At 56.8% G+C, this 24,216-nt stretch carries 23 protein-coding genes and 1 other annotated feature; of the genes, 8 read left to right on the top strand and 15 right to left on the bottom strand.

The window, feature by feature from the left end:
- The first annotated feature begins 163 nt into the window (after nt 1-163).
- Nucleotides 164-910, top strand: a complete 747-nt coding sequence (locus ABR39_RS14080; RefSeq protein WP_008500159.1) for a GntR family transcriptional regulator — start codon at nt 164-166, stop codon at nt 908-910.
- Here the strand turns inward: ABR39_RS14080 and ABR39_RS14075 are convergent.
- The 3 genes from ABR39_RS14075 to ibpA all read right to left on the bottom strand — a co-directional run bounded on the left by ABR39_RS14075 (nt 878) and on the right by ibpA (nt 3,679).
- Nucleotides 878-2,539 (bottom strand): putative transporter, encoded by a 1,662-nt coding sequence (locus ABR39_RS14075; RefSeq protein ID WP_047347435.1) that lies wholly within the window; start codon nt 2,537-2,539, stop codon nt 878-880. The two genes, ABR39_RS14080 and ABR39_RS14075, sit on opposite strands and share 33 nt — an antisense overlap.
- 164 nt (nt 2,540-2,703) lie before the next feature.
- Nucleotides 2,704-3,132, bottom strand: coding sequence for a small heat shock chaperone IbpB (gene ibpB, locus ABR39_RS14070; protein WP_047347434.1), 429 nt, complete (start codon nt 3,130-3,132; stop codon nt 2,704-2,706).
- Nucleotides 3,133-3,268: 136 nt separating this feature from the next.
- The gene (gene ibpA / locus ABR39_RS14065; protein WP_008500162.1) at nt 3,269-3,679 is read right to left on the bottom strand and encodes a small heat shock chaperone IbpA; all 411 of its coding nucleotides are present in this window, start codon (nt 3,677-3,679) and stop codon (nt 3,269-3,271) included.
- Nucleotides 3,673-3,744 (bottom strand) — a sequence feature (ROSE (Repression Of Heat Shock gene Expression) occurs in the 5'-region of heat shock genes and acts as an RNA thermometer to modulate expression.). Its footprint overlaps the gene before it by 7 nt.
- A gap of 248 nt (nt 3,745-3,992) precedes the next feature.
- Between ibpA and ABR39_RS14060 the strand changes: the two genes are divergently transcribed.
- Entirely contained in the window at nt 3,993-4,325 is a 333-nt protein-coding gene (locus ABR39_RS14060) for a YceK/YidQ family lipoprotein (RefSeq protein WP_047347433.1), read from the top strand.
- On the opposite strand, the gene ABR39_RS14055 is transcribed toward ABR39_RS14060, so the two are convergent.
- The 8 genes from ABR39_RS14055 to ABR39_RS14020 form a co-directional block, all read right to left on the bottom strand.
- Nucleotides 4,322-5,551: a DUF3748 domain-containing protein gene (locus tag ABR39_RS14055; protein WP_205626273.1), complete on the bottom strand. Its 1,230-nt coding sequence runs from the start codon at nt 5,549-5,551 to the stop codon at nt 4,322-4,324. The genes ABR39_RS14060 and ABR39_RS14055 overlap by 4 nt on opposite strands.
- A gap of 51 nt (nt 5,552-5,602) precedes the next feature.
- Entirely contained in the window at nt 5,603-6,940 is a 1,338-nt protein-coding gene (locus ABR39_RS14050; protein ID WP_047347431.1) for an MFS transporter, read from the bottom strand.
- 180 nt (nt 6,941-7,120) lie between these two features.
- Nucleotides 7,121-8,269, bottom strand: coding sequence for a galactonate dehydratase (dgoD, locus tag ABR39_RS14045; RefSeq protein WP_047347430.1), 1,149 nt, complete (start codon nt 8,267-8,269; stop codon nt 7,121-7,123).
- Nucleotides 8,266-8,883, bottom strand: a complete 618-nt coding sequence (locus ABR39_RS14040; RefSeq protein WP_047347429.1) for a 2-dehydro-3-deoxy-6-phosphogalactonate aldolase — start codon at nt 8,881-8,883, stop codon at nt 8,266-8,268. Before ABR39_RS14040 ends, dgoD begins: the two co-directional genes overlap by 4 nt.
- Complete coding sequence (locus ABR39_RS14035; protein ID WP_047347428.1) at nt 8,867-9,745, bottom strand: 2-dehydro-3-deoxygalactonokinase; 879 nt, start codon at nt 9,743-9,745, stop codon at nt 8,867-8,869. The genes ABR39_RS14040 and ABR39_RS14035 overlap by 17 nt, the downstream gene beginning before the upstream one ends.
- Entirely contained in the window at nt 9,742-10,431 is a 690-nt protein-coding gene (gene dgoR, locus ABR39_RS14030; protein ID WP_003861109.1) for a D-galactonate utilization transcriptional regulator DgoR, read from the bottom strand. The genes ABR39_RS14035 and dgoR overlap by 4 nt, the downstream gene beginning before the upstream one ends.
- Nucleotides 10,432-10,657: 226 nt before the next feature.
- On the bottom strand, nt 10,658-11,470 hold the full coding sequence (gene yidA / locus ABR39_RS14025) for a sugar-phosphatase (protein WP_047347427.1): 813 nt from the start codon (nt 11,468-11,470) through the stop codon (nt 10,658-10,660).
- Nucleotides 11,471-11,584: 114 nt separating this feature from the next.
- Nucleotides 11,585-12,610, bottom strand: coding sequence for a zinc-dependent alcohol dehydrogenase family protein (locus ABR39_RS14020; RefSeq protein WP_047347426.1), 1,026 nt, complete (start codon nt 12,608-12,610; stop codon nt 11,585-11,587).
- 110 nt (nt 12,611-12,720) lie between these two features.
- Here ABR39_RS14020 and ABR39_RS14015 point away from each other — a divergent pair, with 110 nt between their 5' ends.
- Complete coding sequence (locus ABR39_RS14015; RefSeq protein ID WP_047347425.1) at nt 12,721-13,656, top strand: LysR family transcriptional regulator; 936 nt, start codon at nt 12,721-12,723, stop codon at nt 13,654-13,656.
- Nucleotides 13,657-13,688: 32 nt separating this feature from the next.
- Here ABR39_RS14015 and gyrB read toward each other — a convergent pair whose 3' ends face one another.
- Genes gyrB through dnaA form a run of 4 tightly spaced genes read right to left on the bottom strand, consistent with a single transcriptional unit; the run spans nt 13,689 to nt 19,701 of the window.
- Nucleotides 13,689-16,100, bottom strand: a complete 2,412-nt coding sequence (gyrB, locus tag ABR39_RS14010; RefSeq protein WP_047347424.1) for a DNA topoisomerase (ATP-hydrolyzing) subunit B — start codon at nt 16,098-16,100, stop codon at nt 13,689-13,691.
- A gap of 28 nt (nt 16,101-16,128) precedes the next feature.
- A complete protein-coding gene (recF, locus tag ABR39_RS14005; RefSeq protein WP_047347423.1) occupies nt 16,129-17,202 on the bottom strand; it encodes a DNA replication/repair protein RecF in 1,074 nt (357 codons plus the stop codon).
- A complete protein-coding gene (dnaN, locus tag ABR39_RS14000; RefSeq protein ID WP_010426557.1) occupies nt 17,202-18,302 on the bottom strand; it encodes a DNA polymerase III subunit beta in 1,101 nt (366 codons plus the stop codon). Before dnaN ends, recF begins: the two co-directional genes overlap by 1 nt.
- A 4-nt stretch (nt 18,303-18,306) precedes the next feature.
- The gene (dnaA, locus tag ABR39_RS13995; protein ID WP_047347422.1) at nt 18,307-19,701 is read right to left on the bottom strand and encodes a chromosomal replication initiator protein DnaA; all 1,395 of its coding nucleotides are present in this window, start codon (nt 19,699-19,701) and stop codon (nt 18,307-18,309) included.
- 637 nt (nt 19,702-20,338) lie between these two features.
- On the opposite strand from dnaA, the gene rpmH reads away from it, so the two are divergent.
- The 5 genes from rpmH to mnmE all read left to right on the top strand — a co-directional run bounded on the left by rpmH (nt 20,339) and on the right by mnmE (nt 24,159).
- On the top strand, nt 20,339-20,479 hold the full coding sequence (gene rpmH / locus ABR39_RS24175) for a 50S ribosomal protein L34 (protein ID WP_000831330.1): 141 nt from the start codon (nt 20,339-20,341) through the stop codon (nt 20,477-20,479).
- 16 nt (nt 20,480-20,495) lie between these two features.
- Nucleotides 20,496-20,855: a ribonuclease P protein component gene (gene rnpA / locus ABR39_RS13990; protein ID WP_032640303.1), complete on the top strand. Its 360-nt coding sequence runs from the start codon at nt 20,496-20,498 to the stop codon at nt 20,853-20,855.
- A complete protein-coding gene (gene yidD, locus ABR39_RS24880; RefSeq protein WP_001307474.1) occupies nt 20,819-21,076 on the top strand; it encodes a membrane protein insertion efficiency factor YidD in 258 nt (85 codons plus the stop codon). Before rnpA ends, yidD begins: the two co-directional genes overlap by 37 nt.
- Before the next feature lie 2 nt (nt 21,077-21,078).
- Nucleotides 21,079-22,722, top strand: a complete 1,644-nt coding sequence (yidC, locus tag ABR39_RS13985; protein ID WP_047347421.1) for a membrane protein insertase YidC — start codon at nt 21,079-21,081, stop codon at nt 22,720-22,722.
- A gap of 72 nt (nt 22,723-22,794) precedes the next feature.
- Nucleotides 22,795-24,159 carry a tRNA uridine-5-carboxymethylaminomethyl(34) synthesis GTPase MnmE gene (gene mnmE / locus ABR39_RS13980; protein WP_047347420.1) on the top strand — a complete coding sequence of 455 codons (1,365 nt, stop codon included), beginning with the start codon at nt 22,795-22,797 and terminating at the stop codon, nt 24,157-24,159.
- Nucleotides 24,160-24,216 lie beyond the last annotated feature (57 nt).

The following is a 24,216-nucleotide window of genomic DNA, read 5'->3' as shown; positions in this document are numbered from 1 at the left end:
CTGAGGTGAGCATAAGAACTTACTCATGCGCGAACATGGCGTGCCGCTGCGATTCGTGATCGCATTCATGGTTTTATTTTGACCAATCAGGTCTACTTTTTGCTGTAAATATGGACATGTCAGGACGCTATCCACGCCCTGATAAGGGCAGAGAGGTCTACTGGTGATCTACAAATCAATCGCCGACAGATTGCGGCTGCGGCTGAATTCGTCGGACTACAACATCGGCAGCCCGTTGCCGGGTGAAAAAGCGCTGGCGCAGGAGTTTGGCGTGGCGCGAATGACCATCCGCAAGGCGCTGGATCTGCTGGTGAGCTGGGGTCTGGTTGAGCGGCGGCACGGCAGCGGCACGTTTGTCTCACGTAAGGACGTTCACCACGAAACCACCAACCTGACCGGGCTGGTGGAGGTGCTGCGCCAGCAGGGGAAAGAGGTGCAGAGCAAGGTGCTGCAGTTTGAAGTGATGCCCGCGCCGCCCGCCATCGCCAGCCAGCTGCGGATTCAGGTGGATGAGCGGATCTACTTTTCCCGACGGGTGCGCTACGTGGACGGAAAACCGCTGATGCTGGAGGACAGCTTTATGCCGGTGAAGCTGTTCCGCAACCTCTCTCTGGCGCATCTTGAAGGGTCAAAGTTTGATTACATCGAGAAGGAGTGCGGGATCACCATCAGCGGCAACTACGAGAGCCTGACGCCGGTGCTGGCGGATAAACAGCTGGCCGGTTATATGAATCTACCGGAACAAACGCCGCTGCTGCGCATTACCTCTCTCTCCTACAGCGACAGCGGCGAGTTCCTCAACTATTCCGTCATGTTCCGAAATACCAGCGATTACCAGGTGGACTACCATCTGCGGCGCATCCACCCTGAAGATTTACTAGCCCATCCCCCAGAACAGCACCGCCAGTAGCTGTGGGGTGATAATGCGCAGGAACATCACCAGCGGGTAGACGGTGGCATAGGACAGCGCCGCCGCGCCGCTGGTGGCGTGCAGGTTATTGGCAAAGGCCAGCGCGGGCGGGTCCGTCATCGAGCCGGCAAGCATGCCGCACAGCGTCAGGTAGTTCATCTTAGCGAACATACGCGCCACTATGCCTACCGTCAGCAGCGGGATCGCCGTGATGAATATGCCGTAGCCGACCCAGCTCATCCCTTCCCCTCTGACCAGGGTATCGACAAAATCCCCACCCGACTTCAGCCCGACCACCGCCAGGAACAGCACAATGCCCAGCTCGCGCAGCGCGAGGTTAGCGCTCGGCGGCATAAACCAGTAGAGCTTACCGATACAGCCAATACGCCCGAGGATCAGCGCCATAATCAGCGGCCCGCCCGCCAGGCCCAGCTTGAGCGCGACCGGGAAGCCCGGCACGTAAACCGGAATGGAGCCCAGCAGCACGCCAAGCCCGATGCCGATAAACACAGGCAGCATCTGCACCTGCTGCAGTTTTTGCTGGGCGTTGCCCACCATATCCGCGACGGCGTCAATGGACGACGGCCGCCCGACCAGGTTGAGAATATCCCCGAACTGCAGGCTGGCCTCCGGGCTGGCAACCAGCTCGACGCCCGCGCGGTTAAGCCGGGAGATGACCACGTCATAGCGCTCTTTAACCTGCAAATCGCGGATTTTCTTGCCCAGAACCTGTTCGTTAGTCACCACAACGCGCTCCACGCGCATATCGGTGCCGCGGGTGGAAAGCGAGGTGTCTACTTCCTGCCCAATCACCAGCCGCGCGTTGTTTAAATCGCCGGGCTGGCCGACCAGGTGCAGCAGATCGCCTTGCTGGATAACGGTGCCCGGCGCGGGCACCATCAGCATCTCGTCGCGCTTGAGGCGCGAGCAGATAATATTGGCACTGTTCAGGATCGGTACGTCCTGAATCGCCATGTTGTTCAGGTTGGGGTTATCGACGCGAACGTTGATGGTTTTGATCGGCATATGGCCGTTGGTAAGCGTCGTTTCGTGGTCCTTCGCCTCTTTGTCGACGTTAATGCGAAACAGGACGCGTACCAGCCACATGGTGAGCAGGATGCCGCAAATCCCAAACGGATAGGCCATGGCGTAGCTCATCCCCATCTGATCGACAATGCCGGGTTCGATACCCAGATCGCGCAGGATTTGCTGCCCCGCACCGAGCGCAGGCGTGTTGGTGACCGCCCCGGAGAAAATGCCCAACACCACGGGCAGCGGGATAGCAAAGATTTTGTGCAGGATCGCGGTGACCAGCCCGCCCATCACCACAATACCGAGGGCAAACAGGTTGAGTCGTAGTCCGGAGACCCGAAGTGAGGCGAAAAAGCCCGGCCCAACCTGAATACCAATGGTATAGACGAACAGGATCAGGCCGAACTCCTGAGTAAAGTGGAGCATATCGGCGCTGAGGACCAGCCCGAGCTTGTCGGCGAAGTGCCCGACAAAAATGCCGCCAAACAGCACCCCGCCGATCCCAAACCCGACGCCGCGGATTTTGATATTACCGATCCATAATCCAACAACAGCGACCAGGGCCAACACGCTGACGGTTAACGCGATATCACTCATGATCCACTTCCTTGCATAACCTTAGTTATGATAAGGATTCTCTCAGAGCCGCAGGCGGTTGTATGGGCGATGGCGCACAAAAAAGCCCTGCCGGAGCAGGGCTTTATCTTTTCACCCTCTCCCCGTGGGAGAGGGCCGGGGTGAGGGCATTAGCCCGCACGGTATTAACTATTCAACGCCGGACGCTCGCTAATGGCGATACGCTGCGGCGCGATGGCTTCCGGCACGTTGCGGAGCAGGTCGATATGCAGCAGCCCGTTGGTAAACGTTGCGCCGGACACTTCCATATGGTCTGCCAGGGTAAAGCTCAGGCTAAACGGCTGATTAACCAGCCCCTGATGCAGCCATTTGGTTTCGGTCTCTTGTTTTTCCGGCGTCCCTTTCACGGTCAGAAGGGTGCCTTCAAGCTGGATATCCAGGTCATCCTGGCGGAAACCGGCCAGGGCCAGGGTGATGCGATAGTGGTTATCGTCACTTTTTTCGATGTTGTACGGCGGAAACGTCTGTTGTTCATTGCTGCTTTGCAGGGCGTTAGCCAGTTTGTCAAAACCAATCCACTGACGCAGTAAGGGGGATAAATCATAGTTACGCATACTAAATCTCCTTCTGAGAAGCGAGTTCGGCACAGTTTAATTTTGTGCGCAGTTGTTCCTGCGAATCCTGAAGGATTCGCATATGCTCCCATTACGGCAAGCAAGTCTGGGTGGGCCGCTCGCGCGACCCGCATAATTAGTTAATTTCGATACGGCGCGGTTTTTTCTCTTCCGGAATCACACGTTCCAGTTCGATAAACAGCAGGCCGTTGACCAGGTTTGCGCCTTTCACGTGAATGTTCTCGGCTAACTGGAACTTGCGTTCAAAGTTGCGCTCGGCGATGCCCTGATAAAGGTAGGTACGTTCTTTCTGCTCGGCCGTATGGGAACCTTTCACCACCAGCAGGTTGTCCTGCGCGGTGATCTCCAGTTCGTTTTCTGCAAAACCGGCGACGGCAATGGCGATGCGGTAGTGGTTTTCGTCAACCAGCTCAACATTGTATGGAGGGTAGCCGTTGCTCTGGCTTTGGTTATTTTCTAAATGGTTAAACAGGCGGTCAAAACCAATTGCAGAACGGTATAGCGGAGAAAGATCGAAGTTACGCATAAATAAAACTCCTGAAATCAGCGAGAAAATGTAGCCTTCCACCATGGACAGGCCTTTGCGCCCCCGAACACCCATCAGGCGTGTTCGTTATCGGGCCACATTCTTAAAATGGGTCTGCAACCGGGCTTTTCAAGCGCCAGGGCTGCACTTTTTTTTGCACTTTTGTACATCTCGCATAGACTGGGACAACAGCACAAAGGGTTAAATTGCGATGGCTGCCACAGTGCGGGGTTGTCGGGCTATCCATTTTGGATAAGGCTCGCTATAACCCTGAGTTGCAGGTCTATGCAGTGCCATTAACGATGACTGAGTGATGATGAAAAATGTTCTGATAAAGCTGACGACGTTCAGCGGGGTAGTTTTACTTTGCGGGTGTTCGAGCGTGATGTCTCACACCGGCGGTAAAGAAGGAACATATCCGGGGACCCGTGCCAGCGCGGAAATGATCTCCGATGACGATACAAACTGGGGCACCAAATCCCTGGTTATCCTGGATATGCCGTTTACGGCTGTGGCGGATACGCTTCTGCTGCCGTGGGATATATTTCGTAAGGACAACTCCGTGCGCTCACGGGTAGAAAAAAGCGAGCAAGAGAATCTGGCGACAAACGCCGTCATCCCGCCCGCTGAAATGCCTCCACGCTAGTTCTGCGCGGTTTCCGTTAACCACAGCTGACGGAAACCGCCTGTCTCCTCCATCCACGCAATAAAGCGCCCGTCCGGGGAAAACACTACCGCATCTGCAGACGGCGGATTGCCGTGACTTGACGTCAAAAACGTCACCTCTCCGGTCCGCGCGTCGCAGCTGGCGATCCGATTTTCGAGCACAAACCCCAAAGCGTTGCCGGAAGGATGCCAGTTAAATGCAGACTGGATGCCGCTCTCAGTATGGGTTAACGGGTGTGGCTCACCGCCCTCAGGAGAGATCAGCCACAGCTGCACAATGCCGTTATCATCACGCATCAGAAACGCGATCTGTGTCCCCTGCGGGTTGCTGCGAACCCAGTGGCGCGGCACGTTCATCAGACCCGGATAGCGGTTCTGGTGAGTAAAGGTTAACCGGCGCTGCATCACCCCCGCGGGCGGCGCAGGCAGAGTTTCTGCCGTGCCCTGCAGCGGCGCATCGCCCGCACGCTTCCAGCCCTGCTCGTCTTCCGGTAGGTCGACGATAAACAGTTCAGGCACTTTTTCGCCCTGCGCAGAAAGGGTATCGCCGATAAACGCCAGCCTGTCGTTGCCCACCCAGCCCTCTTCATAGGCACGGTTGATTTCATCGCTGCCCGGCTGTGGGTTAGGCGTCGTGCGGCTGACCAGCACGCTCCAGAACGAGCCAGGATACTCACGGGGATGGTTCCCCTGCGGGTTCACCGGGCCGTAAGGCGCAGCCACGCCGACGTTGCGTAAATCAAGCTTAGGGTCGCGCGCGTGCAGGACATGGTCGTTATAGGTAAAGCTGACGAACTGCCCGTTCGGGCTGTAGACGTGGACGTGGCTGCCGCCGCGCAGCGCGCCTGCGGTGTAAGGCGCGGTGATATCCATCGCATCCAGATTGCTCACCTGGCCGTGATGCGCAACCACCCCCTGGCGATGATGAAAATCATAGTGCCAGTCTGCATCCGGGTTTTTCGGGCCATGGATAAAGACGTATTTCTCCTGGGCAGGATGAACGGTCACCACGCCGACGTGCGCGCCGTCAGTGGCGCGATAAACCACCTCTACCTCGCCCGAATGAACGTTAACCCGCTCAATGGTTTCACCGGTAAAAGACGCGCCTGACGGGCGCACGTCGTAGACCAGCCACTGGCCGTCCGGCGTCCAGGTATTGATATTGGTGAGCTGGTGGTTACGGGAAGCGAAGGTGATTTGTTTCATGAGGATACCCTGATGCGCGGTTTTCGCATCAGGGTAAAACATCAGCGGGATTTAGCCTACTCGTTTAACGTCGCCCACCAGCAGAATGTAGGAGAGCGCACCGATCAGCGCAACCGCCGAGATATAGACCAGCGCCGGACCAAAGCCATAGTCCTGCGCCAGGTAGCCGATAACCAGCGGCACGGTGATGCCGCCCAGCCCGCCGACAAAGTTGAACACGCCGCCGGTCAGGCCAATCAGCCGCATCGGTGCCAGAGACGACACCAGCGACCAGGTGATCGAGGCGAAACCATTCCCGAAGAACGCCACCGCCATCAGGGTCATAATCCACACCGGATCGTTAGTGTAGTTGGCGCCCATAATGCAGGTCGAAATCAGCAGCCCGCAGATAATCGGCGTTTTACGCGCCACGCCCAGCGAGTAGCCTTTTTTCACCAGCTTATCGGCCAGCCAGCCGGAGAGCAGTACCCCGAAGAAGGCCGCCAGGAACGGTACGGTGGTCATAAAGCCCGCCTTCAGCGCGGTGATCCCCTTTTCCTGCGTCAGGTAGTTCGGGAACCAGGTCAGGAAGAACCACAGCGTCGAGGTGACCGCAAACTGGCCCAGATACACGCCCACCAGCTTACGGTGGAAGACCAGCTTCCAGTCCGCTTTGCTCAGCGGCTGACGCGCCTCTTTTTTCACCGGCGCATCGCCATCCACCAGGCCACCGCCGTCGCGGATGTAGTCCAGCTCGGCTTTGGTGATGCTTTTGGTCAGACGCGGCGGCTGGTAAACCTTGAACCAGATCAGCGACCAGATAATGCCAATCCCGCCGGTGACGATGAACACCCAGTGCCAGCTCAGCAGCTCCTGGATCCAGATCAGCAGCGGCGTCAGGAACGCCAGGCCAACGAACTGCCCGGAGGTGTAAAAGCCGACGGCAGACGCACGCTCGTGTTCCGGGAACCAGCTGGTCACCATACGGTTGTTGGTGGGGAATGCCGGCGCTTCAAAAATACCGGTGATGGCGCGTAGGCCAATCAGCGACATCAGCCCGGTCGCAAAGCCCTGGAACAGGGTCGCCACGGACCAGCCGAAAATGGCGATGAAGTAAGTCAGACGTGACCCCACGCGGTCAAGGAACCAGCCGCCGGGGATCTGACAGAGCGTATAAAGCCAGGCAAACGCCGAGAAGACGTAACCCATTTCCGCTTTGGTGATGCCAAACTCTTCCTGAATATGGGCCGATGCCACGGCAAGGTTGGCGCGGTCGACATAGCAAATGACCACGGTAATAAAGATCATGATTAGCGTCAGGTAGCGGCGACGCCCGGTTTTTGCAGCAGTAACTGGAATATCCATCGCAATCTGTCTCCAGATTTTGGGCATAGCGAAGCCGCTCACCATGCCCTGTAATTTACAGAGGGTGTATTTGGTTTTTTTAATTAAAAACGTAAACGGAATGCGCTAAATAATTCGTGCTGGGGGAAGGCGGCAAGTTTTCGCATCCCCGGGAGCATACAAAAGTATGTGACCGGGGTAAGAAAACGCAGCCAACGCATCACCAGCGCGAAGTATGACGCGCATTTACCATTCCGCTACGCTGCCGTCCTCATGACGCCACAGCGGGTTACGCCAGTCCGGCGCGTTTTTACTGAGCTCAATGACTTTGGCTTCGTCAATTTCTACGCCCAGGCCCGGCTTCGTTAACGGTTTAAAGAAACCGCCTTCCATGCTGAAGTCTTCTTTGTTTTTCACAAAATCGAGCAGTTCCGCGCCCTTGTTATAGTGAATGCCCATGCTTTGCTCCTGGAACACGGCGTTGCGGGAAACAAAGTCGACGTGCAGACAGGCAGCCAACGCGATCGGTCCGAGCGGACAGTGCGGTGCCAGCGCCACATCGTAAGCTTCGGCCATCCCGGCAATTTTGTAGCATTCGGTGATGCCGCCCGCGTGGGAGAGATCCGGCTGCAGAATCGCAATACCGCCCGCTTCCAGCACGCGCTTGAACTCGAAGCGCGAGAACATACGTTCACCCGCCGCGATAGGAATGTGGGTCTGTTCTGCCAGCTTCGGATAGTACTCGGCCTGCTCGGCCAGCACCGGCTCTTCGATAAACAGCGGACGATACGGCTCCAGCTCTTTAATCAGCACTTTGGCCATCGGCGCGCTGACGCGGCCGTGGAAATCCAGACCAAACTCAATCTCGTTGCCGAAGGCTTCACGGATTTGCGCCACGGTATTCACGGCACGATCGACCGCACGCGAGTTGTCGATAACGCCCATCTCTTCGCAGCCGTTGAGCTTGAAGGTGTCAAAGCCGATGTTGCGCAGCTGCGTGATGCCGTCGATCACCTCCGCAGGACGGTCGCCGCCCACCCAGCTGTAGGCTTTGATTTTGTCGCGCACCAGGCCGCCCATTAGCTGCCAGACCGGCGCGTTCAGCACTTTGCCTTTGATATCCCACAGCGCCTGGTCGATGCCTGCGATGGCGCTCATCAGGATCGGGCCCCCGCGGTAGAAACCCGCGCGGTACATCACCTGCCAAAGGTCGTTAATGCGCGCCGGATCCTGACCAATCAGGTACTCGCCCAGCTCATGCACCGCGGCTTCAACGGTGCGCGCACGCCCTTCAATCACCGGTTCGCCCCAGCCCACAACCCCTTCATCGGTTTCGATTTTCAGGAACATCCAGCGCGGGGGTAAACGGTACGTGGTAAGTTTGGTTATTCTCATTTCACTGCCTCTCGATACGCTTTCACAAATGCTCTCGCCTGCTGTGCGGTACGTTCCACGGGCTGTCCGGCGCGATAGAGATCGCTGCCCAGCCCCGCGCCCACGCAGCCAGCGCTCATCCACTGGCCCAGGTTTTCTGGCGTTACGCCGCCCACGGCAAAGACCGGCACGCTGGCGGGTAAGACCGCTTTCAGCGCTTTGATGTAGTCCGGGCCAAAGGCCGACGACGGGAAAATTTTGAGCGACTGCGCGCCCGCATCGAGGGCAGTAAAGGCTTCCGTGGCGGTGGCGCATCCCGGGCAGACGGTCATGCCGTAACCCACCGCGCGGCGGATCACCTCAGGCTGAATGTTGGGCGTGACGATAAGCTTGCAGCCCATCTTCGCCAGTTCATCCACCTGCTCCGGCTGTAACACGGTTCCCGCGCCAATCAGCGCCTTCTCACCGAAGGCCTCCACCACGGCCGGAATGCTTTTTTCCCATTCCGGGGAGTTGAGCGGGATTTCTACCGCGTCGAACCCGGCGTCGATAACCGCGCCAACGTGCTCCAGCGCTTCGCCGGGCGTAATGCCGCGCAAGATAGCGATAAGGGGAAGATCAGTTTGCCACTGCATGAGCGATGCTCCTTATTCCTGCCTGAAATGCCGTGTCGCCGGATACCGTTGAAACATCACGCCCACTGGCTCGGAACGCCTGTTCGTAGCGCGAGGTCAGCGATGCGCCTGCGACAATCGTGATAGCCTGCCCCTGCGCGACAAAATCACGCATGCTGGCGACCTCTGCGCCAATCAGCAGGCCAGAAAGAAACTCGCTAACCTGCTCGCGCGGGAGGCTTCCCAGCACGTGCGAGGCGCGAATCTCAAAAAGAGACGGCAGAACATCAGGCGAGGCGAGGCCACGCTCAAGACCGGCGGTAAAGGCCTCAGGGGACGTTTTCTGCTCGGGCAACCCCGCGCCCACCAGCGAGTGATTGAGCAGCAAATGGTGTAATTCGCCGGTCATCACGGTGCGAAAATCGTGGATTTGCTCAGCGTTAGCCTGGACCCACTTGCAGTGCGTGCCGGGCATAACGTAGGCAGAAGAAGGAGAAAGCGCGCGCGCGCCAAGGAGCTGCGTCTCTTCGCCGCGCATCACGTTGTGGTTATCGTCACGAGAGACGCACAAACCGGGAATAATCCAGATATTGTCGCCAACGGACGTTAACTGCTCGCCAATAGTGGAGAAATGGGCGGGAACCGGCAGATAAGGCGCAACTTTCCAGCCTACGTTGCTGCCGACCATGCCCGCCATCACTACCGGCGTGGCGCTATCGCGCCAGTTTTGGGTTATCTCAGCTAACACCGCCTCGGGAGATTTACCGTTCAGGCGCGTAACGCCTGCTTCCGATTGCCTGCTCTCCAGGCACTGCTCGCCCTGATAAAGCCAGGCGCGCAGATTGGTCGATCCCCAGTCAATTGCGATGTAGCGAGATGTCATGTGATTTCCTTCAGCCTTCGTGTCGAGCTGGCAATCATGGTAAGTGCCGCCTGCTCTGCCGCATCGCCATCCTGATGCCGTATCGCATCGAACAGCGCTTTATGTTCCTGGAGCGTTTTCGGCATGTTGGCCTCATCGCCCATCCAGGTACGTTCAAATACCGCCCGCTGTAGCGAGCTAATCGCCACGCTAAGCTGCTGTAGCACCGGGTTATGCACCGACTGCAGCACCGCTTCGTGGTAGCGAATGTCCGCCTCGTTGAACGCCTCCCGGTTCTGGTTATTCGCGATCATGTCGTTTAAAGCCGACTCAATCTGCGCCAGGTCGCCGGAGGTTGCGCGTTCCGCCGCCCAGCGGGCGATGGCCGGTTCAACCAGGTTTCGCACCTCGCTCATCGCGCCGATAAGCCGCGGGTCATAGTCGTTTTCCAGCACCCACTGCAGCACGTCGGTATCGAGGTAGTTCCACTGGTTGCGCGGGGCGACAAACGCGCCGCGGTACCGTTTCATTTCAATCAGCCGCTTCGCCATTAGCGAGCGGAAGACTTCCCGGATGATGTTGCGCGAGGTTTCAAACTCCTCACACAGTTCAGCCTCTGCCGGTAGCGGCGAACCGGGAACGTATTTCCCGCCCACAATCTGGGTGCCCAGCGTGATGACGATGCGATCGGTTTTATTGAGAGTCATGGAGAGTCCTTGTGCTCTGTATGTCCATCACTACTTTACCGCGACCGCTGAATTTCACCTCACTTTTGCAGTACAAACGTGAGGGAGTTCGTCTTTGCTGTGGTGACAATGTAGTACAATCAAATAATGTTGTACTACAATATAGATCACAAAAAGAACAATTCAATAAATTCAGCGTAAAAAAAAGCCCCGGTTAATAACCGAGGCTGATGAAATGAAAAAACGATTATTGCAGGACAAACTTCTCAATCGCGTAGGCAACGCCGTCTTCCAGGTTAGATTTGGTCACAAAATTAGCCACTTCTTTCACCGACGGAATGGCGTTATCCATCGCCACGCCCATGCCCGCGAACTCAATCATCGCGATGTCGTTTTCCTGGTCACCCAGCGCCATGATCTCTTCAGGCTTAATGCCTAAAGCATCGGCCAGCGATTTTACGCCCGTGCCTTTATTAACGCGTTTATCGAGGATTTCGAGGAAGTACGGCGCGCTTTTCAGCACGGTGTACTTCTCTTTTACCTCGGCCGGAATGCGCGCAATCGCTTTATCCAGGATCTCGGGTTCGTCGATCATCATCACTTTCAGGAACTGCGTTGCCGGATCCATCTTCTCGGCTTCGCAGAACACCAGCGGAATGGTTGCCACATAGGATTCATGTACCGTGTAGTAGCTGATATCACGGTTGGCGGTGTAGAGCGTATTGCGATCGAGCGCGTGGAAGTGTGAACCCACTTCGCGGGACAGTTTTTCCAGGAACAGGTAGTCGTCGTAGCTCAGCGCGGTTTGCGCAACGGTACTGCCGTCCGCGGCTTTCTGCACCAGCGCGCCGTTATAGGTGATGCAGTAGTCGCCAGGCTGATTCATGTGCAGCTCTTTCAGGTAGCTGTGCACGCCGGCATACGGACGCCCCGTGGTCAGAACCACATTCACGCCCTTTGCGCGCGCCGCGGCGATCGCGTTTTTAACGGCTGGAGAGATAGTGTGGTCTGGCAGCAGCAGCGTGCCGTCCATATCGATTGCAATGAGTTTGATAGCCATGAGTTCCCCGGGATAAATGAGTGCTGCCTCATGCTAACGCGATTAAGCCCACAAAAATAGAGCTACCTTGCGCAACAAAATACCCCTTTTACGCGCATCCCGGGGAACGACGACTCACTCGCGGGTGAGAACGATTTTACCGAACGCGCCGCGATCCAGATGTTCGAACGCCTGTTCGAGTTCATCAAAGCGGTAGCGATGCTCAATCACCGGTTTAAGACCCGTGACGTCAACGGCACGGACGAAATCTTCCAGCGCCCGGCGATGACCAACGCCAATCCCCTGAATAACCGGGGATTTCAGCAACAGCTCGCCAGCGGACAGCGAAATGTCCGTTCCGGCCAGCACGCCAATGACCGAGATACGTCCATGAACGGCAACGGCGCGCAGGGAATGCTTCAGGTTCTCCCCACCCACGGTTTCGATAATATGGTCGATGCCGCGATCCTGCGTGAGCGCCAGCGTATTTTCAGCCCAGTCGCCCTTCAGACGATTGATGCCCTGATTAGCCCCCAGTTTTTTGGCCTGCGCCAGTTTTTCATCGCTTCCCGAGGTGACAAACACCTCTGCGCCGTGCGCTTTTGCGATTTGCAAAGCAAAGAGCGCCACGCCGCCCGTGCCCTGCACCAGCACCGATTGCCCGGCGCGTAAATGTCCGCGCTCCACCAGCGCGAACCATGCGGTTAGCCCTGCGCAGGGTAAGGTGCTGGCCTCTGCGTCATTCAGGGTCTCCGGGGAGGCCGCCAGCGCATCTTCCTTCACAATCACATACTCGGCCAGCATACCCTGGAAGTAGCCACCGGACGTTTTATAGGGCAGATTGCGCGCGTCCGCCTGGGGCTTACCGTCGATCCACTCAGGGAAGAAGGTTGAGATGACGCGCGCGCCGGGTTTGAAACGCGTAACGCCTTCGCCGATGCTGTCCACCACGCCCGCCATGTCAGACGCCGGCGTAAACGGGAAGGAAAGCGGAATCGGCATCGTGCCTTCAATCACCATTTTATCGCGATAGTTGAGCGCAACGGCATTCACCCGTACGCGCACTTCGCCCGGGCCAGGCTGTGGAACAGGTTCCTGAATGAGTTTGAGGCTCTCGCGCCCGAGGGCGCTCATGGACCAGCGCTGCATTGTCTCTGTCATTTTTTCTCTTCTGCCATCAATTAAGCTTTAGTACTGACAGTCTACCGTTGACGTCCGGTCACCAGTGGCGATAAGTTTTCTCTTAATTGATGCCATAATAGATACAATCCATGACCGATACGCTGAAGGATATTCCCGTATTTGTGGCCGCCGTTGAGGCGGGAAGTTTTGCTCAGGCCGCCATTCGTCTGCATTTGTCACGCTCGGCGGTAGGAAAAAGCATCGCTCGCCTTGAGCAGCGGCTGGGGGTACGCCTGTTTCAACGCACCACCCGCAGCCAGAGCCTGACCGATAACGGCGCGCTTTTTTATGAGCGCTGCCAGCGCGCGCTGGAGGAGATTCGGGGCGCTGAGTCGCTGCTTGAAACAGGCAAACAGCAGGTCAGCGGCCGCCTGCGCGTTGCCATGCCGGTGCTGTTTGGTCGCCAGTGTGTCGCCCCGCTGCTGATAGAACTGGCGCAGGAACATCCCGGCCTTGAACTGGAGATGTCATTCAGCGACCGCGTGGTGGATCTCGTCGAGGAAGGGTTTGATATGGCGGTGCGTAACGGCACGCTTCAGGACAGCAGCGTTCTGGTCGCCAGAAGGCTGGGGGAGCACCGCATGGTGCTGTGCGCCGCGCCGGATTATCTGCAGAAAAGAGGTCAGCCAGAAACCGTTACTGATTTACCCCACCATACGGCCATTAACTATTTGAGCGCAGGCAGAGTGTTGTCCTGGCAGCTGATGGATTCCGAAGGGGCGTCGCACACCTTTACTCCCCGCTCATCGCTCAATATGGATGATTTGCAGGCGATCTGCGACGCGGCGCTGGCCGGACACGGCATTGCATGGTTGCCCTGCTGGATGGCCAGCAGAGAGATCCATCAGGGAAAACTTGTCCCGCTGCTAAAGCAGGCGCCGGATGTGCGCTTCGACGTTCATGCGGTCTGGCGGCAGACGCCGCATCTGCCGCTGAGAGTCAGGATTGCCGTCGATACGCTCGCCAGCCGTTTACCGTCAATGCTGTCACTGGATATGCCTGCGTCCACAAAAAAGCCGCGCTAAAAGCGCGGCCTGTGTTTTGCAGTGAAACGACATTAAATATCGATATTCGCCGCTTTCAGCGCGTTCTCTTCGATGAAGGCACGGCGCGGTTCAACCGCATCGCCCATCAGCGTTGTGAACAGCTGGTCGGCAGCAATGGCGTCTTTAACGGTGACGCGCAGCATGCGACGGCTTTCCGGATCCATGGTGGTTTCCCACAGCTGGTCCGGGTTCATTTCACCCAGACCTTTATAACGCTGGATCGCGAGGCCACGACGGGACTCTTTCACCAGCCATTCGAGCGCCTGCTCAAAGCTGGCTACCGGCTGACGACGTTCGCCACGTTCGATGAACGCATCGTCTTCGATCAGGCCGCGCAGCTTCTCGCCGAGCGCGCAGATACGACGGTATTCCGGACCGGTCACAAACTCGTGCTCCAGCGGGTAGTCGGTATCGACGCCGTGGGTACGCACGCGAATAATCGGCTCGAACTGCCCGTCAGCGTTCTGCTGAATATCGCATTTCCACATGCTGCCGTGCTGCTCTTTCTCGTTCAGATCGGTCACCAGGGCGTTCACCCAGCGGGTTACGGTCTGTTCGTCGCTCAGATCGGCTTCGGACAGGGTTGGCTGATAGACCAGCTCCTTCAGCAGCGTTTTCGGATAGCGGCGTTCCATACGGGTGATCATTTTCTGCGTAGCGTTGAACTCGGACACCAGACGCTCCAGCGGTTCGCCGGCCAGCGCAGGGGCGTGAGAGTTCGCGTGCAGGGTAGCGCCATCAAGCGCGATCGCGATTTGGTACTGATCCATCGCTTCGTCGTCTTTAATGTACTGCTCCTGCTTGCCTTTCTTCACTTTGTACAGCGGCGGCTGTGCAATGTAGACGTGGCCACGCTCAACGATTTCAGGCATCTGACGATAGAAGAAGGTCAACAGCAGCGTACGGATGTGCGAGCCGTCGACGTCCGCATCGGTCATGATGATGATGCTGTGATAGCGCAGTTTGTCCGGGTTGTACTCGTCGCGACCGATGCCGCAGCCCAGCGCGGTGATGAGCGTCGCCACTTCCTGAGAAGAGAGCATCTTGTCGAAGCGCGCCTTCTCAACGTTGAGGATTTTACCCTTCAGCGGCAGAATCGCCTGGTTCTTACGGTTACGGCCCTGCTTCGCAGAACCGCCCGCGGAGTCCCCTTCCACAAGGTACAGTTCGGACAGCGCCGGGTCGCGTTCCTGACAGTCAGCCAGTTTGCCCGGCAGGCCTGCGAGATCCAGCGCGCCTTTACGGCGGGTCATTTCGCGGGCTTTACGCGCCGCTTCACGAGCACGCGCCGCATCGATAATTTTGCCCACCACGATTTTCGCGTCGGACGGGTTTTCCAGCAGGTATTCGCTCAGCAGTTCGTTCATCTGCTGCTCAACCGCCGATTTCACCTCAGAAGAGACCAGCTTGTCTTTGGTCTGCGAGGAGAACTTCGGATCCGGTACCTTCACGGAGACAACGGCAATCAGGCCTTCACGGGCATCGTCACCGGTGGCGCTGACCTTCGCTTTTTTGCTGTAGCCTTCTTTGTCCATGTAGGCGTTCAGGGTACGGGTCATCGCCGCACGGAAGCCTGCCAGGTGCGTACCGCCGTCGCGCTGTGGAATGTTGTTGGTAAAGCAGTAGATGTTTTCCTGGAAACCGTCGTTCCACTGCAGCGCCACTTCTACGCCGATACCGTCTTTTTCGGTGGAGAAGTAGAAGATATTCGGGTGAATAGGCGTTTTGTTCTTGTTCAGATACTCAACGAACGCCTTGATCCCGCCTTCGTAGTGGAAGTGGTCTTCTTTGCCGTCACGCTTGTCTTTCAGGCGAATAGATACGCCGGAGTTCAGGAACGACAGTTCACGCAGGCGTTTCGCCAGAATGTCGTACTCGAATTCGGTGACGTTGGTGAAGGTTTCGAGGCTTGGCCAGAAACGCACCATGGTACCGGTTTTGTCGGTATCGCCCGTAACCGCTAGCGGTGCCTGCGGCACGCCGTGGGTATACAGCTGACGGTGAATTTTGCCTTCGCGCTGGATAACCAGCTCCAGCTTCTGCGACAGGGCGTTAACCACTGAAACGCCTACGCCGTGCAGGCCGCCGGAAACTTTATAGGAGTTATCGTCGAACTTACCGCCTGCGTGCAGGACGGTCATGATCACTTCCGCCGCAGATACGCCCTCTTCCGGGTGAATGCCGGTTGGGATGCCGCGTCCATCATCGGTGACGGAGACGGAGTTGTCCGCATGGATGGTGACCACGATGTCTTTACAGTGACCCGCGAGCGCTTCGTCGATAGCGTTATCTACCACCTCGAATACCATGTGGTGCAGACCGGTGCCGTCATCCGTGTCGCCGATATACATACCCGGGCGCTTACGCACCGCATCCAGTCCTTTCAGGACTTTGATACTGGAGGAGTCATAAGAATTCGACATCAACGTTTCTCGCTCATTTCAACTTGGGTTAATCCGTTATTTTACCCTTTTCCACGGTAAACATCTTCGAATTTTCGTCCGACATGTCCATAACGTGTTCAGCGCTAATGGCGCTGACGAAAACCTGCGACTGCGTGGCTTTTAAGCGGCTGGCAAGCAGCCCGCGCCGCGCGTCGTCAAGTTCCGAGGCAAAATCATCTATCAGGTACAGGCAGCGTCGCCCGCTCTCGCGGGTGAGAAACTCCCCCTGCGCCAGGCGCAGCGCGCACATCAGGAGCTTGAGCTGCCCGCGCGACAGCGTATCTTCCACCGGCGCACCGTCGGCACGAATGCGGAAATCCGCCTTGTGCGGACCGTGCGCGGTATAGGTCAACATGCGGTCGCGCTCGAAGTTTCTCTCTAACACCTCGGCATAATCCGTCTCTTTCTCCCAGCCGCGCTGGAAGGAGAAGGTGAGAGAGAATTCGGGTAAAAACTGTTTGCAGGTATCGGCCATGTCTTCGGCAATACCCGCGCTGTATTCGGCACGCCAGCGGCTGATTTGTTCCGCAAGAGGAATGAGTTCCATATCCCACGGACGCAGCTGGGCGTAACGCGTCACCTGGCGCAACGCGGCGTTACGCTGCTTGAGCAGGCGCTTCAGGTTGCTCCAGGCGTTAAAGAAACCGGCTTCGTTGTGAAAGCAACCCCAGTCGAGGAACGCTCTTCTGTATTTGGGGCCGCCGTTGAGTAAAGTAAACCCCTCTGGCGTAATCAGCTGCATCGGCATCAGTAATGCCAGCTCGGCCACTTTGTGACCGTCGGTACCGTCGATGCGCACCTTGCTGTCGCCCTGCTTGTCTTTGGTCAGGCCGATGGCGGTTTCCCGCTCCGTCCCCTGCAAACGCCCGTGCAGAACAAATGATTCCTGTTCGTGGCGAATGACGCGACCAATCTGCAAACTGCGAAACGCCCGACCGTGGCCGAGCGTGTAGATGGCCTCAAGCACGCTGGTTTTGCCGCTGCCGTTTGCGCCAACCAGGAAGTTAAAGCCGGGGGATAAAGCGAGATCCGCGCTTTCGATATTGCGAAAGTCGCGGATCAACAGACGGGTGAGCGACATTACAGTCTCATTGGCATGACAACATAGGCAGCCGACTGTGATGCGGCATCTTCAATCTGTACGCTTGAAACGGAGTCGGTCAGCAGGATACGCACGTTCTCGCACTTCAGCGCATTCAGCACATCCAGCACGTAGCTGACGTTAAAGCCGATTTCCATCTCGGTTCCGGCGTAGGTGACGTCCAGAATTTCTTCTGCCTCTTCCTGCTCCGGGTTGTTGGCGGTGATTTTGATCTGGTTTTCACTCACGTACAGGCGCACACCGCGGAATTTCTCGTTGGAGAGGATCGCGGCACGGGCAAAGGCCTGCTTGAGGCTATCGCAGCCTGCTTCCAGCGTTTTGTCCGGGTTCTTCGGCAATACGCGGCGATAATCCGGGAAACGACCGTCAACCAGCTTCGATGTGAAGACAAAATCGCCCACGTGTGCGCGGATGTTGTTGCTGCCGATCTGCACGCGCAGCGGCGTGTCGCCACCGTCGAGCATACGCATCAGCTCAATCACCCCTTTACGCGGCACGATCACCGAATGGTTTGGCAGCGAGTCGCCAATCGGCATTGAACAGACCGCCAGACGGTGGCCGTCGGTTGCCACGGTACGCAGCTCTTCACCTTCGGTTTCGAACAGCATGCCGTTTAAATAGTAACGAACGTCCTGATGCGCCATGGAAAACTGCGTGGCTTCAATCAGACGCTTCATCGTCGCCTGCGGCAGGGTGAATTCAACTTCGCTCTGCCAGTCGTCCAGGTTCGGGAAGTCGGCAGCGGGCAGCGTGGAGAGCGAGAAACGGCTGCGGCCAGAGCGCACCAGCATACGGTCGCCTTCCAGCTGCACGGCGATCTCGGCGCCTTCCGGCAGCCCACGGCAGATATCAAAGAATTTACGTGCCGGAACCGTGGTCGCGCCTGCGTCGTGCGGCTGAGTCAGCGTAACGCGCGCGATCATTTCCATTTCCAGATCTGTACCGGTCAGCGACAGCGTACCGTCCGCGACCTGAAGCAGCAGGTTTCCGAGAATAGGCAGCGTTGGGCGGCCACCTAATGGGCCACTCACCTGTTGCAGCGGTTTTAATAAATGTTCACGTTCAACGGTAAATTTCATAGCGTCACGATGATAATGTTCTGATTAGATTGGAAAAATCTTCTTTTATGTCGTGGCTTTCTTCGCGTAACTGCTCAATCTTGCGACAGGCGTGCAGCACGGTCGTATGGTCACGGCCACCAAACGCGTCCCCGATTTCCGGCAGACTGTGGTTGGTTAACTCCTTTGCCAGCGCCATCGCCATCTGACGCGGGCGCGCCACCGAGCGGGAACGACGTTTAGACAGTAAATCTGCCACTTTGATCTTGTAGTACTCAGCCACCGTCTTTTGAATATTGTCGATAGTGACCAGTTTTTCCTGCAATGCCAGCAAATCACGCAGCGCTTCACGTACAAAATCGATGGTGATCGCACGACCGGTAAAGTTGGCATTGGCGATAACGCGGTTCAGTGCCCCTTCGAGCTCACGCACGTTGGAGCGCAGACGCTTGGCAATGAAGAACGCCACTTCACCCGGCAGGCGAATGTCGTTTTCATCGGCTTTCTTCATCAGGATCGCAACGCGGGTTTCCAGCTCCGGTGGCTCGATCGCCACGGTCAGGCCCCAGCCGAAGCGGGATTTCAGACGATCTTCAACGCCGTTGATCTCTTTTGGATAACGATCCGAGGTCAAAATGATCTGCTGATTGCCTTCCAGCAGCGCATTGAAGGTGTGGAAAAACTCTTCCTGCGATCGTTCTTTATTGGCAAAGAACTGAATGTCATCGATCAGCAGGGCGTCAACGGAACGATAGTAGCGTTTAAACTCTTCGATCGCATTGTTTTGCAGGGCTTTTACCATGTCCTGAACGAAGCGCTCGGAGTGCATATACACCACTTTGGCATTGGGCTTGCGCGCCATAATGCCGTTACCCACCGCATGCAGCAGGTGTGTTTTACCCAGACCCGTGCCGCCATAAAGGAACAGCGGGTTATAGGCCCCACCGGGGTTATCAGCAACCTGGCGAGCCGCCGCGCGCGCCAGCTGGTTCGACTTACCTTCAACGAAGTTATCGAACGTGTGTTTCACGTTAACGTTAGAGCGGTAGGTTGGCTCAGCCGGTGCAGGGACATTATCCCAGCCCTGACGAGCGGGTGCGACGCGAGGAGCCGGCGCGGGTGCGGCCTGGGCAGGCGCAGCCACGTTCACGGTTTCACGTACGGTTTGGGTGACCGGCTTTGTGCCCACTTCAAAGCGCAGCTGCGGGGCGTCTGTCCCACAGAAATCGTTCAGCAGTCCATTGATGTTATTAAGGTATTTGTCCCTTACCCAATCGAGCACAAAACGGTTTGGCGCATACAAAGCCAGCGTGTTATCGCTCAGTTCCGCCTGCAACGGGCGGATCCACATACTGAATTCTGTGGCTGGTAACTCATCCTGCAATCGGGCAAGACACTGCTGCCAAAGCGAAAGTGACACGGCGGACTCCACTCGAACAATAAAAGAAAACTATTGAATATTCATGATTGTTGGCGCACATCGACATGACCCAAAGAGGGGGATGTGCGAACCGCTATCTGCGGTTATACACGCCATCGTTGATACAATCTGAACGATGTTGTGTTTATGCCCGGCCTGGATCGCTGGATCCCGATCGGGACCGCGGATCATAGCCTAAACTGAGCCAGAGATCTTCTGTTTCTCACAGATTCTTCCCGATTTATCCACAGGAAGATCCGGAACCGGGTAAGTGTAAACGATCCTGGCGCGAGTGCCCCGCGATTTAGTCCGCATATTGGAAAAATTAATGAGCACAGACAATTTATTGCTTAAATGATCTAACGAAGATCCGGGACGATCCTTGCGCTTTGTTGGCGAGGCCGTATAATCCTCGACCCGGCGCGTGATGCTCATCTTCCTGCGTCGTCCGTTGCTCATTTTCCACGCGAAAACGTGCGGAAATACGCGGGAAATAAGGAAAGAGAATTGACTCCGGAGTGTACAATTATTACAATCCGGCCTCTTTAATCACCCACGCTGAGGCGTTAGTCGTTCGAAACTCGTTCGGGTATACGCAAAAGTCAGTGAATTTATTCAAGTTTAGGTAGAAATCGCCATGAAACGCACTTTTCAACCGTCTGTACTGAAGCGCAACCGTTCTCACGGCTTCCGTGCTCGTATGGCTACTAAAAATGGTCGTCAGGTTCTGGCACGTCGTCGTGCTAAAGGCCGCGCTCGTCTGACCGTTTCCAAGTAATAAAGCTAACCCCTGAGTGGTTAAGCTAGCATTTCCCAGGGAGTTACGTTTGTTAACTCCCGCTCATTTCACTTTCGTCTTCCAGCAGCCATTACGGGCTGGCACGCCGCAAATCACCATCCTCGGCCGCCAAAATTCGCTGGGGCATCCCCGCATCGGTCTCACAGTCGCCAAGAAAAATGTTAAGCGTGCGCATGAACGCAATCGGATTAAACGTCTGACGCGTGAAAGCTTCCGTTTACGTCAGCACGAACTGCCTTCTATGGATTTCGTGGTGGTGGCTAAAAAAGGGGTTGCCGACCTCGATAACCGTGCTCTCTCGGAAGCGTTGGAAAAATTATGGCGCCGCCACTGTCGCCTGGCTCACGGGTCCTGATAGCCCTCATTCGGGTCTATCAACGCCTGATTAGTCCGCTACTCGGGCCGCACTGCCGTTTCACACCAACATGCTCAAGCTACGGAATTGAGGCATTGCGCAGGTTTGGAGTGATAAAAGGCAGTTGGTTGACGGTGAAACGCGTATTAAAATGCCACCCTTTACACCCCGGTGGAGACGACCCCGTCCCCCCAGGACCCTTTGATACCAGAGAACACTAACGATGGATTCGCAACGCAATCTTCTTATCATCGCTTTGTTGTTCGTGTCTTTCATGATCTGGCAGGCATGGGAGCAGGATAAAAATCCTCAACCCCAGCAGCAGACCACGCAGACTACGACCACCGCAGCGGGTAGCGCCGCCGACCAGGGCGTACCGGCCAGTGGCCAGGGGAAACAGATTACGGTTAAGACCGATGTGCTTGAGCTGACAATCAACACCCGTGGTGGTGATGTTGAGCAGGCACTGCTGTTGACCTACCCGAAAGAGCTGAAGTCTTCCGAACCGTTCCAGTTACTGGAAACCACGCCTGAGTTTATCTACCAGGCGCAAAGCGGCCTGACCGGTCGTGATGGCCCGGATAACCCGGCTAACGGTGCGCGTCCACTGTATAACGTCGAGAACGACACCTTTGTGCTGGCTGATGGTCAGAACGAACTCGTTATTCCGATGACTTACACTGACGCCGCAGGCAACACCTTCACCAAAACCTTCACCCTGAAACGCGGTGAGTATGCGGTGAACGTGGGCTATAACGTACAGAACGCCAGTGCGAAACCGCTGGAACTGTCGACCTTTGGCCAGCTGAAGCAGTCCATCAATCTGCCGTCTCACCGTGACACCGGAAGCAGCAACTTTGCGCTGCATACCTTCCGTGGCGCGGCGTACTCCACGCCTGACGCGAAGTATGAGAAATACAAATTCGACACCATTGCCGATAACGAAAACCTGAACGTCAGCGCTAAAGGCGGTTGGGTGGCAATGCTGCAGCAGTATTTCGCCACTGCGTGGGTGCCAAATAACGACGGTACCAACAACTTCTATACCGCGAACCTGGGTAACGGTCTTGCAGCCATCGGCTACAAATCTCAGCCGGTTCTGGTTCAGCCGGGTCAAACCGGTAAGATGGCAAGCACCCTGTGGGTCGGCCCGGAAATTCAGGACAAAATGGCCGCTGTTGCGCCGCACCTGGATCTGACCGTCGATTACGGTTGGTTGTGGTTCATCTCTCAGCCGCTGTTTAAGCTGCTGAAGTTCATCCACAGCTTCCTGGGTAACTGGGGCTTCTCCATCATCGTTATCACCTTCATCGTACGTGGCATCATGTACCCGCTGACTAAAGCGCAGTACACCTCCATGGCGAAGATGCGTATGCTGCAGCCGAAGATTGCGGCGATGCGTGAGCGTCTGGGCGATGACAAACAGCGTCAGAGCCAGGAAATGATGGCCCTGTATAAAGCAGAGAAAGTGAACCCACTGGGTGGCTGCTTCCCGCTGCTGATTCAGATGCCAATCTTCCTTGCGCTGTACTACATGCTGATGGGCTCCGTTGAACTGCGCCATGCGCCGTTCGCACTGTGGATCCATGACCTGTCTGCACAGGACCCGTACTACATCCTGCCGATCCTGATGGGCGTGACGATGTTCTTCATCCAGAAGATGTCGCCAACCACCGTGACCGACCCGATGCAGCAGAAGATCATGACCTTTATGCCGGTCATCTTCACCGTGTTCTTCCTGTGGTTCCCGTCAGGTCTGGTGCTGTACTATATCGTCAGCAACCTGGTGACCATCATCCAGCAGCAGCTGATTTACCGTGGTCTGGAAAAACGTGGCCTGCATAGCCGCGAAAAGAAAAAGTCCTGATTCGGTAAGTTAACGCTAAAATAAGGGCGGTCGATTGACCGCCTTTTTTATTTGTATTGAACGAGACCAACCATGAGCCATAACGACACTATCGTCGCCCAGGCAACCCCACCGGGACGCGGTGGTGTAGGCATTCTGCGTATCTCCGGCCTGAAGGCGCGCGAGGTTGCTGAAGCGGTGCTGGGTAAGCTGCCAAAGCCGCGCTACGCTGATTACCTGCCGTTTAAAGATACCGACGGCACGCCGCTGGACCAGGGCATTGCGCTGTGGTTCCCCGGCCCGAACTCCTTTACCGGCGAAGACGTGCTGGAGCTGCAGGGCCACGGCGGCCCGGTCATTCTCGACCTGCTGTTAAAACGTATTCTGACCCTGCCGGGCCTGCGCATTGCAAAGCCGGGCGAGTTCTCCGAGCGTGCCTTCCTCAACGACAAACTTGACCTGGCACAGGCCGAGGCGATTGCTGACCTGATCGACGCCAGTTCAGAGCAGGCGGCCCGCTCCGCCCTGAACTCACTGCAGGGGGCATTCTCCGCGCGCGTGAATCATCTTGTGGAAGCACTCACTCACCTTCGAATCTACGTCGAAGCGGCTATCGACTTCCCGGACGAGGAGATCGACTTCCTCTCTGACGGCAAAATCGAAGCCCAGCTCAACCAGGTGATGAGCGATCTCGACGCCGTTCGCGCCGAAGCGCGCCAGGGCAGCCTGCTGCGTGAAGGGATGAAGGTAGTGATTGCCGGACGTCCTAACGCCGGGAAATCGAGCCTGCTGAACGCCCTGGCGGGCCGTGAAGCGGCAATCGTGACGGATATCGCCGGAACCACCCGCGACGTGCTGCGCGAGCATATTCATATCGACGGGATGCCGCTACACATCATCGATACCGCCGGTCTGCGCGATGCCAGCGACGAAGTTGAACGCATCGGTATCGAGCGCGCCTGGCAGGAAATCGAGCAGGCTGACCGCGTGCTGTTTATGGTGGACGGCACCACCACCGACGCCGTTAACCCGGCTGACATCTGGCCGGACTTTATCGCCCGACTGCCGGCTAAGCTGCCAATCACCGTAGTGCGTAACAAAGCAGACGTGACGGGCGAAACGCTGGGCATCAGCGATGTGAATGGTCACTCACTTATTCGCCTGTCGGCGCGTACCGGTGAGGGCGTGGACGACCTGCGCAACCACCTCAAACAGAGCATGGGTTTTGATACCAGCATGGAAGGCGGCTTCCTGGCGCGTCGTCGTCACCTGCAGGCGCTGGAAGAGGCGGCAAACCACCTTGTCCAGGGTAAAGCGCAGCTGATTGGCGCGTGGGCGGGTGAACTGCTGGCGGAAGAGCTGCGCCTGGCGCAGCAGAATCTGAGCGAGATCACCGGGGAGTTTACGTCGGACGATCTGCTCGGAAGGATCTTCTCAAGCTTCTGCATTGGTAAATAACTACCGCTGATTAATGGTGATTTCCTCTCAGGAAATCACCATTGTCCAAATGGCAAC

Origin of the sequence: Enterobacter genomosp. O (assembly GCF_001022965.1) — a bacterium.
In the GTDB taxonomy this organism is placed as follows: domain Bacteria; phylum Pseudomonadota; class Gammaproteobacteria; order Enterobacterales; family Enterobacteriaceae; genus Enterobacter; species Enterobacter cloacae_L.
Note: the sequence above shows the minus strand (reverse complement) of the source record. Positions and strands in the feature narration are given on the sequence as shown.

Coding starts and splice junctions, on each gene's coding strand:
- ABR39_RS14075 (WP_047347435.1), bottom strand. CDS start 2,539: ATGAGTGATATCGCGTTAACCGTCAGCGTGTTGGCCCTGGTCGCTGTT.
- ibpB (WP_047347434.1), bottom strand. CDS start 3,132: ATGCGTAACTATGATTTATCCCCCTTACTGCGTCAGTGGATTGGTTTT.
- ibpA (WP_008500162.1), bottom strand. CDS start 3,679: ATGCGTAACTTCGATCTTTCTCCGCTATACCGTTCTGCAATTGGTTTT.
- ABR39_RS14060 (WP_047347433.1), top strand. CDS start 3,993: ATGATGAAAAATGTTCTGATAAAGCTGACGACGTTCAGCGGGGTAGTT.
- ABR39_RS14055 (WP_205626273.1), bottom strand. CDS start 5,551: ATGAAACAAATCACCTTCGCTTCCCGTAACCACCAGCTCACCAATATC.
- ABR39_RS14050 (WP_047347431.1), bottom strand. CDS start 6,940: ATGGTGAGCGGCTTCGCTATGCCCAAAATCTGGAGACAGATTGCGATG.
- dgoD (WP_047347430.1), bottom strand. CDS start 8,269: ATGAGAATAACCAAACTTACCACGTACCGTTTACCCCCGCGCTGGATG.
- ABR39_RS14040 (WP_047347429.1), bottom strand. CDS start 8,883: ATGCAGTGGCAAACTGATCTTCCCCTTATCGCTATCTTGCGCGGCATT.
- ABR39_RS14035 (WP_047347428.1), bottom strand. CDS start 9,745: ATGACATCTCGCTACATCGCAATTGACTGGGGATCGACCAATCTGCGC.
- dgoR (WP_003861109.1), bottom strand. CDS start 10,431: ATGACTCTCAATAAAACCGATCGCATCGTCATCACGCTGGGCACCCAG.
- yidA (WP_047347427.1), bottom strand. CDS start 11,470: ATGGCTATCAAACTCATTGCAATCGATATGGACGGCACGCTGCTGCTG.
- ABR39_RS14020 (WP_047347426.1), bottom strand. CDS start 12,610: ATGACAGAGACAATGCAGCGCTGGTCCATGAGCGCCCTCGGGCGCGAG.
- ABR39_RS14015 (WP_047347425.1), top strand. CDS start 12,721: ATGACCGATACGCTGAAGGATATTCCCGTATTTGTGGCCGCCGTTGAG.
- gyrB (WP_047347424.1), bottom strand. CDS start 16,100: ATGTCGAATTCTTATGACTCCTCCAGTATCAAAGTCCTGAAAGGACTG.
- recF (WP_047347423.1), bottom strand. CDS start 17,202: ATGTCGCTCACCCGTCTGTTGATCCGCGACTTTCGCAATATCGAAAGC.
- dnaN (WP_010426557.1), bottom strand. CDS start 18,302: ATGAAATTTACCGTTGAACGTGAACATTTATTAAAACCGCTGCAACAG.
- rpmH (WP_000831330.1), top strand. CDS start 20,339: ATGAAACGCACTTTTCAACCGTCTGTACTGAAGCGCAACCGTTCTCAC.
- yidD (WP_001307474.1), top strand. CDS start 20,819: ATGGCGCCGCCACTGTCGCCTGGCTCACGGGTCCTGATAGCCCTCATT.
- yidC (WP_047347421.1), top strand. CDS start 21,079: ATGGATTCGCAACGCAATCTTCTTATCATCGCTTTGTTGTTCGTGTCT.
- mnmE (WP_047347420.1), top strand. CDS start 22,795: ATGAGCCATAACGACACTATCGTCGCCCAGGCAACCCCACCGGGACGC.